At 63.4% G+C, this 15,515-nt stretch carries 13 protein-coding genes; 8 read left to right on the top strand and 5 right to left on the bottom strand.

All coding sequences use genetic code 11. The features are described 5' to 3' along the window. Positions 1–19 precede the first annotated feature (19 nt). From VGH98_14280 to VGH98_14250, 7 genes are all read left to right on the top strand, one after another. Positions 20–1,456 (top strand): outer membrane protein transport protein, encoded by a 1,437-nt coding sequence (locus VGH98_14280; GenBank protein HEY2377139.1) that lies wholly within the window; start codon positions 20–22, stop codon positions 1,454–1,456. Between the two features lie 24 nt (positions 1,457–1,480). Then, on the top strand, positions 1,481–2,731 hold the full coding sequence (locus VGH98_14275) for an SGNH/GDSL hydrolase family protein (protein HEY2377138.1): 1,251 nt from the start codon (positions 1,481–1,483) through the stop codon (positions 2,729–2,731). Positions 2,732–2,908: 177 nt separating this feature from the next. Further along, on the top strand, positions 2,909–3,457 hold the full coding sequence (locus tag VGH98_14270; protein ID HEY2377137.1) for a sigma-70 family RNA polymerase sigma factor: 549 nt from the start codon (positions 2,909–2,911) through the stop codon (positions 3,455–3,457). Next, complete coding sequence (locus VGH98_14265) at positions 3,454–4,245, top strand: hypothetical protein (GenBank protein ID HEY2377136.1); 792 nt, start codon at positions 3,454–3,456, stop codon at positions 4,243–4,245. Before VGH98_14270 ends, VGH98_14265 begins: the two co-directional genes overlap by 4 nt. An 11-nt stretch (positions 4,246–4,256) precedes the next feature. Further along, the gene (locus tag VGH98_14260) at positions 4,257–5,711 is read left to right on the top strand and encodes a HEAT repeat domain-containing protein (GenBank protein HEY2377135.1); all 1,455 of its coding nucleotides are present in this window, start codon (positions 4,257–4,259) and stop codon (positions 5,709–5,711) included. 5 nt (positions 5,712–5,716) lie between these two features. After that, positions 5,717–6,778, top strand: a complete 1,062-nt coding sequence (locus VGH98_14255; GenBank protein ID HEY2377134.1) for a HEAT repeat domain-containing protein — start codon at positions 5,717–5,719, stop codon at positions 6,776–6,778. Next, positions 6,775–7,563, top strand: a complete 789-nt coding sequence (locus VGH98_14250; GenBank protein ID HEY2377133.1) for a HEAT repeat domain-containing protein — start codon at positions 6,775–6,777, stop codon at positions 7,561–7,563. The genes VGH98_14255 and VGH98_14250 overlap by 4 nt, the downstream gene beginning before the upstream one ends. 1 nt (position 7,564) lies before the next feature. Here VGH98_14250 and VGH98_14245 read toward each other — a convergent pair whose 3' ends face one another. Both VGH98_14245 and dut read right to left on the bottom strand, forming a co-directional pair. Continuing rightward, complete coding sequence (locus VGH98_14245) at positions 7,565–8,341, bottom strand: CPBP family glutamic-type intramembrane protease (protein HEY2377132.1); 777 nt, start codon at positions 8,339–8,341, stop codon at positions 7,565–7,567. Positions 8,342–8,690: 349 nt separating this feature from the next. Then, a complete protein-coding gene (gene dut / locus VGH98_14240) occupies positions 8,691–9,251 on the bottom strand; it encodes a dUTP diphosphatase (GenBank protein ID HEY2377131.1) in 561 nt (186 codons plus the stop codon). Between the two features lie 103 nt (positions 9,252–9,354). On the opposite strand from dut, the gene VGH98_14235 reads away from it, so the two are divergent. Then, a complete protein-coding gene (locus tag VGH98_14235) occupies positions 9,355–11,928 on the top strand; it encodes a M1 family aminopeptidase (protein HEY2377130.1) in 2,574 nt (857 codons plus the stop codon). Here the strand turns inward: VGH98_14235 and VGH98_14230 are convergent. The 3 genes from VGH98_14230 to egtB are packed head-to-tail and all read right to left on the bottom strand — an operon-like array spanning position 11,925 to position 15,485. Then, positions 11,925–13,160: a glutamate-cysteine ligase family protein gene (locus tag VGH98_14230; protein HEY2377129.1), complete on the bottom strand. Its 1,236-nt coding sequence runs from the start codon at positions 13,158–13,160 to the stop codon at positions 11,925–11,927. The genes VGH98_14235 and VGH98_14230 overlap by 4 nt on opposite strands. Then, positions 13,157–14,158 (bottom strand): L-histidine N(alpha)-methyltransferase, encoded by a 1,002-nt coding sequence (egtD, locus tag VGH98_14225; GenBank protein HEY2377128.1) that lies wholly within the window; start codon positions 14,156–14,158, stop codon positions 13,157–13,159. The genes VGH98_14230 and egtD overlap by 4 nt, the downstream gene beginning before the upstream one ends. Continuing rightward, on the bottom strand, positions 14,151–15,485 hold the full coding sequence (gene egtB, locus VGH98_14220; protein HEY2377127.1) for an ergothioneine biosynthesis protein EgtB: 1,335 nt from the start codon (positions 15,483–15,485) through the stop codon (positions 14,151–14,153). The genes egtD and egtB overlap by 8 nt, the downstream gene beginning before the upstream one ends. Positions 15,486–15,515: the final 30 nt, after the last annotated feature.

Genomic DNA, 15,515 nt, shown 5'->3' with positions numbered 1-15,515 from the left:
CCTTCACCGGAGGACGAACATGCAGCTCCGCCGTGGTTCGCGGTATTGGATAGCGTTGCTAGTACTCTCAACCTCGAGCACCATCGTGGGCGCGCAGGGTTTTGGTCTGAATGAGATCAGCACCTGCGGGCTCGGGCGCGGTTATTCGGCGGTCGCGACGGGCTGTCATGACGCGTCGGCGATTTATTGGAATCCTGCTGCGGTTTCCGCGCTCAGCGGCTGGAGCTGGGATATCGGAGCGGCGGCGATCGCCCTGAATGGAAAGTTCGTTCAGGACACGACATTCCAGACCTTCAAGGCCGATGTAGGGACCGCCCTCGTTCCCGACGGATTCGTCAATTATCACAACCCGAAGAGCCAGTGGTCCTTCGGCGGTGGCGTGTACGTCCCGTACGGTCTCACATCGCAGTGGCACGACGATTTTCCGGGCCGCTTCGAAGCGAAGAAGGCGTCGCTCCAGACGATCTACATCCAGCCGAACGTTGGGTATCAGATCAACTCGAACTGGAGTGTGGGCGGTGGCCCGATCATCGGCCATTCGCACGTGGAGCTGATTCAGGCAATCGATCTTTCGCAGCAGGTGCTGCCGATTCCCGGCATCACCCCACCGATCACCTTTGCCGCACTCGGCATCGCACAGCGCACCGAGTTCGCGCAAGCGACGTTGAAGGGTGATGCCTGGGGCTACGGACTGCAGATCGGCGTTCAGGGCAAGCTCTCTCCGAACTGGATGTTCGGCGCGCGCTTCATGACGCCGATGTCCTTCAAGTACGACAACGCTGACGCGACGTTCACGCAGGTCGCGACGAACCTCATCATTCCGACCGCGATTCCAAACCCTGCGAACCCAGCGGGGCCGCCGCTCGTTGGTGCCGGTGCTCATGTCGATACACTGTCGCTGCTCAAGGCCGCGTTTGCGCCGGGGGCGCCGTTGTCGTCGCAGAAGGTGAGCACCAAGATCAATCATCCGGCGCAATTCCAGGTCGGCTTTGCCTACACTGGTTTCCAGAACTGGGAGCTCGAGGCGGACTACGCGCTTATCGCCTACTCGAGCTTCAAGAGCTTGCCGATCACGTTCTCGAATCCGGCGACGCCGAGTTCGGTGTTGATCGAGGACTACAACAATTCGTCTGCGCTGCGGCTTGGTGCGGAATACAAGTTCGCTAATACCTGGCACGTTCGCGGCGGCTTCGCCGGCGTGACGCGCGCCGCGCCGAATGAGACGGTGACGCCGCTGCTCCCGGAGCAGGACCGCGCGAACTACACGTTAGGTTTCACGACGCCGGCGTGGCACAACGTCGTCATGGACGGTGGGTACGTCCTCGTGACGACGCCCGGCCGTCGTGGCCGCATCGTCGAGCGCACCGGTGAGTCGCAGACCGCGGCGCAGCTCAACAGCGGCAAGTATTCGCTCACCGCGAACATCTTCGCGTTGGGCTTCAAGAGCGCCTTTTGAACCGTGCTTCGGGGAGACTTCCGAATGACGAATAGAATTCTTCGACTCGGTGCAGCCGCGCTCGTTGTGGCGAGCGCCGCGGCCTGCACGGACCACACGGCGAAAGTCCTTGGTCCGAAGCCGTCGCAGGGCAACGGCATATTCCAGAGTTATGTCGCGTTAGGTAACAGCCTCACCGCGGGATATCAGTCGGGCGGCATCAACGATTCGACACAGCAGCAGAGCTATCCCAAGCTGCTGGCCGGCCAGATGGGAACGCGTTACGCCTACGCATCCATTGCGAAGCCCGGGTGCCCGCCGCCGGTTAACAACTTCAATACCCAGACCCGTGTGACACCGACGGGCTACCCGGCGAGCACCAGCACCTCCTGCTACCTTCGCGGTAATACAGTCGCGATTCTAAACAACGTCGCCGTACCCGGGGCGACTTCGCTCGACCCGGATGCGCCCGACAGCACGCGAAATTCGAATTTGCTCACGCAGCTCATTCTGGGCGGCCAGGATCAGGTGCAGCGCGCTCGCGCCGCGAACCCGACGTTCGCGAGCGTCTGGATCGGCAACAACGACGTGCTCGAAGCGGCCGTTACTGGTTTGCTCACGCCGGTGCCGGGCGTCTCGCCTGGCGTCACGCCTCAGGCAACGTTCCAGGCGAACTACGACAAGATGATGGCCGATCTCACCGCGGCCCCACTGAGTTTGAGAGGAGTGTTGATCGGTGTCGTGAACGTCACGAACGCGCCGATTATGTTCTCTGGACGCGTGCTCCAGAATCCGGCGTTCGTTGCCGCGCTCGATCAGGCAACCGGCAAGACGATCACCGTCGACCCAACCACCTGCACCTCGACGACGAACTCGCTGATCAGCTTCGCGATCGTCCCCGCCATCGCGGCGGGTCAGCACCCGACGACGATCGAGTGTGAGAAGACTCCGATCGCACAGTATCCGCTGCTCGGAGACATTTTCGTGCTCGATCAAGGAGAGATCGTGGCGCTCACCGCCGATGTCGCGGCAATCAATGCGTACATCAGCGGCAAGGCGAACGCTGTCGGTTTCGCATACTTCGATCCGAACCATGTACTCGACAGCCTGACGAAAGCCGGCCAGATCACGCCGACGGGTCCGAATTTTCTCGCCCCAACCGCGCCGTTCGGAAAATGGGTCTCCCTCGACGGTATCCACCCGACAGCGGCCTCGCACATTCTTCTCACGAACTACATAATCGAAGCGATCAACGGGAAGTACGCAACGACGCTCACGAAGCTGCCGAATCCGTAATCGACCGTGCTCGACGAGAATGAACGGGGCAGCCACGACGGCTGCCCCGTTCGTTTTTTATGACAAGAGTTGCCGTTGCATTGGCTTGCTCGCGGACCTCGGCTATAACGACCCACCCAACCCTTTCTCCGCCCCCCGTGTCTCTAGGACGAAACCCCCACTCCAGCGACGTATGACGTGCACTCCATCGATCGCGAGCTGATCGCGCGTTGCCTCGCCGGCGACGCCGACGCGGAGCGTGCGTTGTACGACGCCCACGTGGATCGCATTTACCGGCTCGTCTATCGCATGGCTGGCGATGGCGACCTCGCGGAGGACTTCACGCAGGACACGTTCATTCGCGCTTTCGAGCGGCTCGAACAGTTTCGCGGCGACTCATCGCTCGCGACCTGGCTCCACTCGATCGCGGTCTCGGTCACGCTCAACGGAATGCGCAAAGTGAAACGGATTGGCCTTCGCACTACCGACCTCGAGGAAACGCCGTTGCTTGCGGCCGAAGCGCGCGATCTGCCGCCCGATCTCCGGACACAGCTTTTCCAGGCGATCGACGCGCTCTCCGAGAAGCTCCGGCCCGTGTACATCATGCACGACATCGAAGGCTACACTCATGAAGAGGTCGGTGCCGCGTTAGGCATTCCGATCGGAACATCAAAGGCGCGTCTGTTCGACGCTCGCGCCAAGCTACGCCTGGCCCTTGCGTCCTTTGCTGGAGATTACAGCGCATGACCGACCATCCCTCCGACGACTTCGACGAAATGCTTCGCTCAGCCGCGCAGGACTACAATCGTCCCGGCGAGACGCCGCGCGAGCGGATGTGGACCGAGATCCGCGCCGCGCGTGCACGTCGCGCGACCGCTGTCGCTCCATCGATCGGTCCGCGACGTTTGTGGGTCATCCCGTTCGCCGCCGCCGCGATGCTGGTCATCGGCATCGCGATCGGTCGTCTGTACGAGCGTCGGGTGCCGAAGACTGAAGGCGCTCGCGTCGCTCTGAATCGACCTGAGTCGACCTCGACTCCGCCGACGTCACCCGTAGTCGTCGATTCAAACCCCAAGGTTCACTCGATGCCGAGCGCCCCGCATCCCACACCGCGGGTCACGCCGAATACCGCACCGAACACGGTCGACGTCCCTCGTTCGCAGCCCTTCAACGATCACTCGGAGAACATGGCGTATCGTCTCGCAGTGATGGAGCACCTTGCCGGGACCGAAGCCATGCTGACCTCCTTCCGTTCCGCTGCCAAGCGCGGCGAAGTCGACGCCCAGATCACGACCTGGGCAAAGAACCTCCTGACGACGACGCGCCTCCTGGAGGCGTCGGCTCAGGAAGACCCCACGATGAAGCGCCTGCTCGACGATCTCGAGCTCGTGCTCGTGCAAATCGCGCAGTACAGCAACTCCGGTGCGCACCACGCCGAGGAGCTCGACCTGATCGAGCACTCCATCGAGCGTCGTGGCGTCATCGGCAAACTGCACACGACCATTCCGGCGCGGCTCTCGCCCGCCGGCACCTGAGGAGAGGAATTGTGAGTAAGCTCTCAACCATACTGCTCGCGCTGCTGTGGGCGGTCGCGCCGTCGGTCAAGGCACAAACGGTCGTCGTGCCCGACGTGCCCAGCGGAGCGATCTCGCTAGCGGGGGTCGATGCCGCCGTACACGTCGCGCAACTCGTGCGTCTCGGCGATATCGGCGTTGCAACGCGCCGTCGCGAACGGCTCGTTCCTCCCGCGCCCTGGAGCGTGCGGGATCCCGCGGACTCGCTCTACCGTCTTGCACGACGCGCGATGGCCGACGAGAACTATCGGCGCGCCGCTGACGCTTTCGCCGATCTCGTGGACCGATATCCTCACTCCGACTACGCCGGCGACGCACTCTACTATCGCGCCTACTGCCTCTATCAGCTCGGCGGCCAGCGGGACCTGCGCGACGCGGTGGATGCGATCGAGCAGCAAGCGCGCGATTATGCCGACGCGTCGACACGCGAAGATGCGAAGACCTTGCGCACGCGGATCGAAAGCCTCCAAGCTCGTCGCGGCGATGCCCAAGCCGCGCAACGCGTTCAGGAAAAAGCGAATCAGCTCGGAGACGAGCGCGGTTGTCCGAAAGACGACGATGATCCCCGTATCTACGCGCTCCAGGCATTGATGCAGATGGACGCCGAGTCGGCGCTGCCAATCCTCCGTCAGGTGTTGGCGAAGCGTGGCTCGTGCAGTGAGAGTCTGCGCAAGCAAGCGGTGTTCATCGTCTCGCAGAAGCGCAGCGACGAAGCGACGGACCTTTTGCTTCAGGTTGCGCGTGCGGATCCGAGCTCCGACGTCCGCGGCGAGGCGATTCAATGGTTAGGCCAGGCGCGATCGCCGCGCGCGGTCGCGGCGCTCGATTCCATCGCGGCCAACGCAACCGATGACGATATACTGGACAAAGCCATCTTCGCTCTCTCGCAGACGCGCGACGAGCGCTCCGATGCCGCACTCCGTCGCATCGCGTCCGACGAGCGCAAATCCACGCATGCGCGGACGCAGGCCATCTTCTGGTTCGGCCAGACGCATCGCGACGCCGACGACATGCGCTTCCTGCGCGATCTCTTTGGACGGTCGCGGAGCGAGGAAATTCAGGGAAGCATCATCCAGGCGATGGCGCAGGCCCACACGCCCGACGCGATGCGTTGGCTGATCGAGATCGCGCGCGACAAATCGATTTCGATCGACGCACGCAAGAACGCGCTCTTCTGGGCCGGCCAGAGTGGTGCCGACATGCGCCAGATGATCAGTCTCTACGACGAGATGAAGGGCCAGTCCGAAATTCAGAATCAACTCATCTTCGTCTTCTCCCAGCGGCGCGATCGCGACGCGATTGATAAGCTGATGGACATCGCGAAGAACGATTCCGATCGCGATCTCCGCAAGCAGGCCATCTTCTGGCTCGGCCAGAGCCACGATCCGCGTGTTCAGCAATTCCTTCTCGACCTGATCAACCGGTGAACCCCATGTCGTGGCGGAGAATGCTCGGCGTGTTCGCGCTCGCGCCGTCGACGGTGCTGGCGCAATCGCTCGGACGACAGATCGAGCGCGTCCGCGACGGATCCGTGCGGCTCACCTACGCCGCGCGACCAGGCCTCTGCGGCGATGGAGGCGAGACGGTTCGCACTGGGCCGTCGTTCATTGTGCTGCCGAACACGTACGGCTACGGAACCAGCAACGTGGATGTGTGCTTCGCGGGACCCGTGCGCGTCGCGATTGGCCGTTCTGGCGGGGAGACCGTGAGCTATCGGGTGCACGTCGGTGGCCGGTGGAGCGCGGATGACGACGCCACCGACCTCGGCGTCGTGTCGGCGCCCGATGCGGCGCGCTATCTGCTCGACGCGGCAACACGCGCGAGTGGGAGAAACGCGGAGTATCCGTTGGCCGCTGCCGTCTTTGCCGACAGCATCGATCTGGTACCCGATCTCGCACGCACGGCGAGAAACGCCGACATGAAGCAGGAGCTGCGGCAACGGGCCACGTTCTGGATCGGGACGTACGACGATGAAACGGCGAGCCGAACGCTTCACGAGCTCGCGTCCGACGACCGCCTCGACGATGACGTTCGCGGCTCGGCGATCATTGCGTTAGGCCGAGATGACATCTCGGAGAATGACGTCGCGTGGTTACAATCGCTCTATCCCCGCGTGTCGTCGAAGCTGCGCGACAATGTCCTCCTCGCTGTTTCGCGTTCGGACGGCCGGCGCGCGTCGCAGTGGCTCGCGAGTATCGTGACCGACGACAACGAGACGGAGCATACGCGCGAGCAGGCCATGTTCTGGCTCGGCCAGGGACGCTCACTCACGGGCGATCTCGTTAGGCTGTACGATCGACTGTCGTCGACGGCACTCCGCAATCACTACACGTTCGTCCTCTCGCAACGGCACGATCGCGCCGCGCTCGACAAGCTGATCGACATCGCGGAACACGATGCCGACCGCGACGTGCGCCATCAGGCCTTGTTCTGGCTCGGTCAGAGCAAGGATCCGCGCGCGCTCGCCTTCATTCGCGACCTGGTGACTCGATGACGCGACACACTCTCGTGCTCGGGCTGCTCGCTGCCGTCGCCGCGCGCACAGCGATGGCGCAATCCCTCATGCGCCGCGTCGTCAACGGCTCCGACGGACCCGTCCAATTCACCTTCGCGTCGCGACCGGGTGTCTGCGGTGACGGAGCGACCTTCATCCGCGATGGCTTCGGCGGCAACAACCGGATTTACGACGGCGGAAATTTCTCCGGCCATAGTCGTGGCGACGATTGGCCGCCGTGCGGCCCTGGTCCGGTCCGCATCGTCGCCTCGGTGAGCGGAGGCGAAATCGTCAGGCTGCACACCTACGCCGGGCCGCGTCGCGCCGGCGACTCGCCGCCCCGCGATCTCGGCATGGTCTCGGTAGGCGACGCCGCGGGTTTTCTCACGAACCTCGTCGAGCAAGCGCACGGGCGTGCCGCCAGCGATGCGATTCTCCCGCTTGTCCTTGCCGATAGCATCGTCCCATGGCCGACCCTCCTGCGCTTCGCGCGCGACGAGCAGCTGCCGCGCGCTACCCGGAACACCGTTTCGTTCTGGCTCGCCCGCGGCGCCGCCGCCAAGCTCGGACTCGCCGACCGCGACGACGATGACGATGACGATGTTCGCGCGAGCGCGGTGTTCGCACTCTCTCAACAACCGAAGGAAAGCGCGATACCCGAGCTGATCGAGGTGGCTCGCGGAGCGCCCCACCCGGCGGCGCGTGCGCAGGCGCTCTTCTGGCTTGGGCAGTCCGGAGACCCGCGCGCGGTCGATTTGTTCGAGGAGATTCTGCGCCGGCGCTAGCTCAACCGAGAAGCAGGAATGCGTCGTACAACGCGTGCGTCCAGGCCGTGATCCCAAAGCCGCGTAGCAGATACAGAGCGCTGAACGCAATGCCACTGATCGCACGGAAGGTGAACGACGTTAGGCGAAAGGGATCGCCGAATGGCCCGATGTAATGAAAGGCCGAGAAGATCAGCGCGCCGACGAGCGTCGCGAAGACACCCGCGCCTTTCACCCCGAAGCCGAACACGACGCGCGCCAGCGCCGCGAGCGCTGACACCAGCAAGACGCGGAACAGCAGTTCCTCGTATAGTCCGGCGCCGAGCGAGAGCATCAAGCGCGTCGCCCAGCTCATGTGCGCGATGGGCCCGCCGGGACCTGTCGCAACCATCGCGAGGATGTGCAGCGAGCCGAGCAGCTTCGTAGTGATCGTGCCGATGACGACGCCAAAGATTCCTGCGAGCGCCATCGATTCGGCGAGCATGCCGCCGAATATGACCGGACGAACGCCCTGGCCGGTGCGCTTCATATCTCGCGCAACGAACCAGATCCCAATGGCGATCACGGTCGCAATGAAAATCAGCGGACCATTGCGGCCTGCCGCCGCGACGAACGCCTCTTTGAGCAGCACGTCGGCGCCGTTGCGAACTTGCGACGCACTGTCGGAACCCGCGAGCGCCGCGGCGAGCGCCTCGTAGGCGAGCAGCAACGGCAGCGCGAAGACCACGCTATAGCGCGGTGCGCGGCTCACGTCGAAGTAGGACCCGCGTTTGGTGAAAGCGAGAAGGCGCGATGGCATCAGCGACCACTACGTTCGAAGGTCACAACATGTTCTGTGGATTCGCGCCTCCCGCTGGCGTTGCGGATCTTCGCGCCCCCAACTAGGGTACGGAAGTACACGTTGGATTGCTGTTCGAATCCGAGATGTTCCACCCTAAAAGCGAGGAGGTGATCCATTGTCTAATACTGCGGCTTCCAGCTTGGGTCACGTGAACGCGTAAGACAGAGCACGTCTCCCGGTCCCTGACCCGAGCGGAACCGGCGGCTGTCGTGGGTGTTGTTGTTGAGGCAGTTCATCCACGATGACCAGAAAAGGGCTGGCAGCTTCGGACTGCCGGCCCTTTTCGTTTTTCTTCCCCCTTTGGGCACTAATGCCCGGTGCTGCCGAAGCCTCCCTCCCGATCGGTCGAGATCGCGACGCTGCCTGATACGAAGGGCAGCACCTCGTAACGCTGCAGCACCATCTGCGCGATGCGTTCGCCGTGCTCGATCACGATCGATTGCGAAGTCGTATTGCGCACGATCACTCGCCACTCGTCGGGAAAATCGGAGTCGACCGTCCCTGGCGCATTGGGAATGCCCAAACCCTTCTTGAACGCTGCTCCGCTGCGGGGACGTATTTGTGCTTCGTACCCGACAGGCAAATGCGCCTTGAACCCCAATGGAATGAGCGCCATTGCGCCCGCTGGAAGCATCACGCGAAACGCGCCGCTCACTGACTCGGCTGCCGTCTGCCACAGACGAGCTCCATCGGAACAGTCGATCGTACGCTCTCGGAGATACGCAAACAGGTCGTAGCCGGCGGAGCCCTGCGTCGCACGGCGCGGTCGTTGCGCGTCCTCGTGGAGCAGCTCGATGACGATCGCCTCGCTTGATTCTCCGCTGCGCGTCGCGTCGACGTGCGTGAGCGCTCGTTCGGTCTCTTTCATTGGCATAGGCGCGAACGTTAGATACGCGATGGCTTCACGTCCATCGTCTCTGCCGAATCACGTTCACCTTGCTGCCGTTGCATTCCCCGGATAGCGTCCGCCCATGATCGCATTCCTCCTGGCCGCGCAAATCCTGCAAGCCGCCGGCGACACGACGGGCCTCATGACGCCCGGTATCTCGCGCGCGCTCGCGACACGCCGTGCATCGGAGATCACCACCGTACGCTACCGATTGAGCCTCGACCTGCGCAGGTCCGACACGGCACAAGGCCGCGTCAGCATCTCGTTCCGGCTCAAAGCACCCACGGACGTCATCGTCGATTTTCGCGGGCCGTCCTTATCCGACATCGGCGTGAACAACGCTCGCGTTGACGGCGTCGAATGGAATGGCTCGCATGTTCGCATTCCCGCGCGTGCCCTGAGGCCCGGCGAAAACCGCTTCGCCGCATCCTTCGCGACGCCGATTGCGCCGGCGGGCGCGCCGATCATCCACTTTCATGACGAGACGGACGGGCGCGATTACCTCTACACGCTGCTGGTCCCGTCCGATGCGCACGCACTCTTTCCCTGCTTCGATCAGCCCGATCTCAAGGCTCGCCTCGAGCTGGAGCTATCGGTGCCGAGCCGCTGGACAGCCATTGCGAATGGACGACAGGTCTCTCCAGCCCATGGCGATTCGACGCACTTTCGCTTCGCCGAGACCGATCCGCTGCCGACGTACCTCTTCGCCTTTGCTGCTGGGCCGTATACTCGCTTCGTCGGCGGCGCGCGTTCGACGCCGCTTCTCGTCCGCGCCTCGCGCGCGCATGAAGTCGAAGTCGACTCTCTCCAGGACCAGGTCGCGTCCGCGTTAGGCTCACTGGAGCGGTACTTCGGCATTCCGTATCCGTTCCAGCAATTCCAGTACATGCTGGCACCCGCCTTTCCATTCGGCGGGATGGAACATCCTGGCGTCACGATGTTCAATGAGGAGTCTTTCATCTACCGTGAGCCACCGACCCTCAATCAGCGACTCGGCCGCCGCGCCACCATCTATCATGAGGTTGCGCATCAGTGGTTCGGCGACGACGTGACGATGGAGTGGTTCGACGATCTCTGGCTGAAGGAGGGCTTCGCCACGTACATGGCGGCGAAGATGCAGGACCTCGAGCATCTGCCGAACCCGTGGATGTCGTTCTACCTCCGGAACAAGCCCGCGGCATACGACGTCGATCTCACCGTCGGCACGACACCAATCTGGCAACAGCTCGCCAATCTCGACCAGGCAAAGAGCAACTATGGCGCGATCGTCTACAACAAGGCGCCGGGCGTTCTCAAGCAGCTCAACTATCTCGTGGGCGACTCGGCGTTCCGCGCCGGCGTGCACGACTTCCTTGTTGCGCATCGATATGGCAACGCAACCTGGCGCGATCTCCTTGGCGCGATTGGGCACGCGGCTCGCCAATCGCTCGACGACTGGGGTACGCAGTACATCCTTCGTCCTGGCATGCCCATCGTCGAGCAACAACTCGACATCGCCCGTGGAAAGATCAAGCGCCTCCGCCTCATTCAGCGCCCGGCGCAACCTTCGGTATCGGGCCCAGGCCCGTGGCCAATCCGTACCGAGATCGCCCTCGTCAGGCAGGCGGCCGCTCCGACGCTATTGCCAGTCGTGCTCCGCCGCGATACGACCGACGTGCCCGAAGCGGTCGGCCTTCCCGCGCCGGACTTTGTTTTTGCCAATGTCAACGATCACGCCTACGCGCTCGTGCTGCCCGACAGCGCGAGTGCGGGCTGGCTCGTGGCACACATCGGCTCCGTCAGAGACGACTTCCTCCGCGCGATGCTCTGGGGCTCGCTCTGGGATCTGGTACGGGAGACGCGAATCGCGCCGCGCACCTTCCTCGAGGCCGCCATTCGCGAATTGCCTAACGAACGAGACGAACAGATTGCGGCCGGGATCGTCGGACGATTGCGTCGTGGCCTCGAAGCCTATCTCTCGAAGCCCGATCGCGATTCACTACTGCCGGCTGCCGAGCAGCTGCTTCTCGCCGGCGCAGGCGACCCGCGCCGCGCGTACGGCATACGCAAGAGCCAGCTCGACGCTTTCATCGACCTGGCAGCAACGCCAAGCGCCGTCGGCCGTCTCGACGCGTGGCTCGATAGCACGAGCGGCGCTGGTCTTCCACTTCGCCAGCCGAGTCGGTGGTCGATTGTGACCCACCTCGTTTCGATTGCAGCCCCGAGCGCCGACAAACGCCTCGCCGAAGAGGAACGGCGTGACACGACCGCCGGTGGCAAGCGCCGCGCGTTCGTTGCTGCCGCGGCGCGTCCGGACGGGGAGACGAAGCGTACCTACTTCCAACGATACTTTGGCGATCGAACGCTCAACGAGGAGTGGGTCACGGCGAGTCTCCGTGCCTTCAATGATCCCGATCAGAGCAGCTTGACGCTTCCATATCTGGAGCCTGCGCTCGATTCGCTGTCCTGGATTCAGCACAATCGTCGCATCTTCTTTCTCGGCTCGTGGCTCAGCGCCTTCATTGGCGGTCAGCGCGACGCCGCCGCGCTACAAACGATCGATACCTACCTCGCGAAGCATCACCTCCCGCTCGACCTCAGGCAGAAGGTGTTGCAGTCGCGCGACGAGCTCGAACGCACGGTGCGCATTCGTCGCGCGTACGCAGCGGTACCCTAACGAGAATCCGCGGGCGATCGCCTACGAAGCGTCCAGTCGTCGAAAAACTGTTCGGCGAGCTCGAGCTCAGCACCGTCGATCAGAGTGGCTCCGAGCGTTTTCGCGCCTCGCAGGCCGATTCGCACCAGGTCCGCGGCAATCGTCGCGATAGTATCGTCGTTCATCCCGCAGCGCGCCGCACGGTTGAGCATATCCTCATCGGCCGGTGGCAAAAGCGATCGCGCATCGACTGCGCTCTCCTCGTCGTATGCCAGGCCCGCCAGGAGAACAAGTGGCGCGCCGATCATGTCCGGACCGAGCGCATCGATCGAGCGCACCTCCAGGTGGCCGCGCGGCCGCACTTCTGGAAAGAGCGTCGTCAGGTGCTCGTGCCACTCCGTCTCCGTCCACTCATCGTCCGCCACCCACTCGCCAAACGACCGATACGATCCGTCATCGGCCGTGCGCGACATCTCGCCCGCCTCGAGTGCAAAGCGCGTATACGCCGCGCACGCGGACAACTCGGGATACGGTACGCCAGTGCGCGACGGGTCGAGCAGGCGCCAGCAACGAGCGCGGAAGCTCCGATGGCCCGTGTTCACGCCCGCATAACGCGCCGAGTTGGCGAACATCGCGGTCAGATACGGCGTCAGATCCGAAAGCAGCCGCCAGCGACGGGCCGGATCTCGCCCTGGATCGAGACTCACCTGCGTGGCGGCCGTCTGACGCATCATCCGCACGCCACTTGGCCCGATGCTGTCGAAGTACTGCGTCATTCGCTCGTAGCGCGGGCTATGGAGCTGGAGCGGAATACGCTCGATTTCGTTTCGCGGATCTATCCCCAGGCTCACGAGCTCGATCCCGACCTCGGCACCCATCGTCGTTAGGCCGGCGACGGTCTCGCGAGCGTCCCGCAGCAGCGCACCGATCGACGCCTGCGGCGCGGTGCAGAGCTCCAGCTGCCCGCCTGGTTCGAAGGTCAACGTCCATCCGTTCGGCAGCGTGAAGTACGGCGCGCCCTTGGACGAGCGCTTTTCACACCAGCCACGAACACCACCATAGCTGCGGATCAAGGACAAGCTGCAGCGCTGGTCGTCGTGCGCCGGCGCGAGCGGACAGGGCAATCCGCTGCCGGCCAGGAGCGCCAGCAGCTCGATTTCCGCACCAACACGCCGAACCTCCTCCGGCTGTGGAACGAAGAGTCGCTCGCGCACCGATCGCGCAAAGAAGTCCTGCGCCACGCTAGTCGTCATGGTCGTGGCGCGGCGACGGCGAGTGCGAAACGCTCGCCGTCTGTGATCCATTCCTCGAGTTTGAGACTGGCCGCGCGAAGCAGTCGACGCACGCTCGGGCGATCGTATTTGCAGCTGATCTCGGTGCGAATCGTCTCACCACTCGCAAGGTACACTTCGCCGACGCGTGGAATGTGCACGACCTGCTCGCGCGCCGAGACGAGATGCATTTCGATGCGATGACGCTCGCGCGAATAGAACGCACGATGCGCGAAGCTGCCGACATCGAAATCGGCGCCAAGCTCGCGATTGAGCACGCGCAGCATATTGCGGTTGAACGCCGCCGTAACGCCGCGCGTATCATTGTAGGCGGCCTCGATGACGCGCTTCCGCTTTCGCAGATCCGTGCCGAGGAGTAGCCGATCGAACGGACGCATCGCGTCACGAACGCGGCCGAGCAATGCTCGCGCGGCGGGTGCGTCGAAGTTCCCGATCGTACTGCCAAGGAAGGCGAACAGCACTGGCCGTGGCAGACGTGCCGATACGCCTAACGACGTGCTGATGTCGGCGATCGCCGGCTCCACGCGCAGCGTCGGATACTCCTTTCGCAAGTGCTTCGCCGTACCGCCGAGAAACTCCTCGCTCACATCGACGGGCACATACTGCTCGGCGCAGCCCGTGCGCTCCATTGCGTCGAGGAGAATGCGTGTCTTCGCCGCGCTGCCGGCGCCGAGCTCCACGAGCGTGCGCGGGCGGAGCGTTTCGACGAGCGAGTGCGCGTTCTCCTCGAGCAACCCACGCTCGGCACGCGTCAGATAGTACTCGGGCAGCCGAGTGATCTTCTCGAAGAGCTCCGAGCCTCGCTCGTCATAAAAGTACTTTGGCGGCAGCTCTTTTTGTCGCCGCCCGAGTCCCTCACGGACCTCGTCGATCATCGTCGACTTGCGTTCGTCGACGAGAGTGATCGCGACTGGCCGCTCGATGTTCTCGGCGGCGGCGTTCCCGGCACGTTTAGTCATCGCGAGCGCAACGAAAACCACTGAAAATTTGACGGCGAATCGGATAGTCCCAGTTGCGGAACGTGCTCCGAATGGCACCCGGCCGCGTCGCCCAGGAACCGCCGCGCAATACTTTATACTCCGTTCCGAAAAAGACTTGCGAGTACTCGGCGTACGGGAAGGCAGTGAAGCCCGCATAGCCCTTGAAGTCGGTACTCGTCCACTCCCAGACGTCGCCGAGCATCCCGTAGCAGCCTAACGGCGACACATTCTTCTCGTACGCACCGACCGGCACCACGTCAAAGCCAAGCTGGTCGAGATTCGCGTCGCTCGCGTTAGGTCGAACGTCACCCCACGGGAACTCGCGCGATTGTTGTTCGCTCGCATCCCAAGAGGCCGCGACTTCCCATTCCGTCTCGGTCGGCAGCCGCTTCCCTGCCCATCTCGCAAACGCTTCGGCCTCGTGATAGCACACGTGAATCACCGGAGACGCTGGGTCGGGTCTGCCCACATGATCCATGCTCCGACGCAGCCAGACGCCGTCCTCATGCCACCAGTATCGTGGCGCCTCCGCTTTCGATTCATCGAGCCAGGCGCGGCCCGCGTCGCTCCACAGCTCATGCCGCTGATAGCCACCGTCACCGATGAAGGCGAGATATTGCTCGTTGGTCACCGGCGTTCGATCGATCCAGTACGGCGCGACTTCGACGGCAAACCGAGGCCGTTCGTTGTCGTACGCGTTCAGTCGATCGTCGGTGCCGACGAAGGCACGGCCGACATCGACGCGCAGCGCTTCATCGCCTAACACCACGCGCCGCGCCGGCTGAGCGCGCCGGACCAATGGCGAATACGGCACACCCGTCTTCAGCTGCAGGGTCTGCAGCATCGTCTCGTTGTGCTGATACTCGTGCTGCAGCACCATCTGATAGACGTAGCCGTGCCGCAGCAATGGATCGGCCGACTCGAGATCGATGTGTTCCAGGCGTTCGAGCACGCGCTCGCGGATTTCCGCCATCGATTCGAGCGTCCCCGCCAGTGTCGGCAATGGCAGAGCTCCGCGGACGCGACGCGGATGCTCGAACGGATTGTACATCCCCGGCATCTCCACAAATTCGACGTTGCCGTCGAGGTTGCGGTCGAGCCAGAGCGCTTCGAAATGCCCGATGTGACCCAAGTCCCAGAGAATAGGACCCATGAGCGGATCATGCTGCGTGCGCAGATCCGCCTCGCTTACGGTTTCGATCAGCTGCAGCGTACGTGCGCGTGCTTCGGCCAGGGCCAAGGCAATGTTCGCTCGCGAAGTAGCCAACCGATCCGAGCGCTCGACGTGGGGGACGGCGATGGTCATGGACCTCCATCTGGCAAAACTCGCGCGCGC

This window comes from Gemmatimonadaceae bacterium, assembly GCA_036496605.1.
Classification (GTDB): Bacteria; Gemmatimonadota; Gemmatimonadetes; order Gemmatimonadales; family Gemmatimonadaceae; genus AG2.
This window is presented reverse-complemented; position numbering and strand designations above follow the sequence as displayed.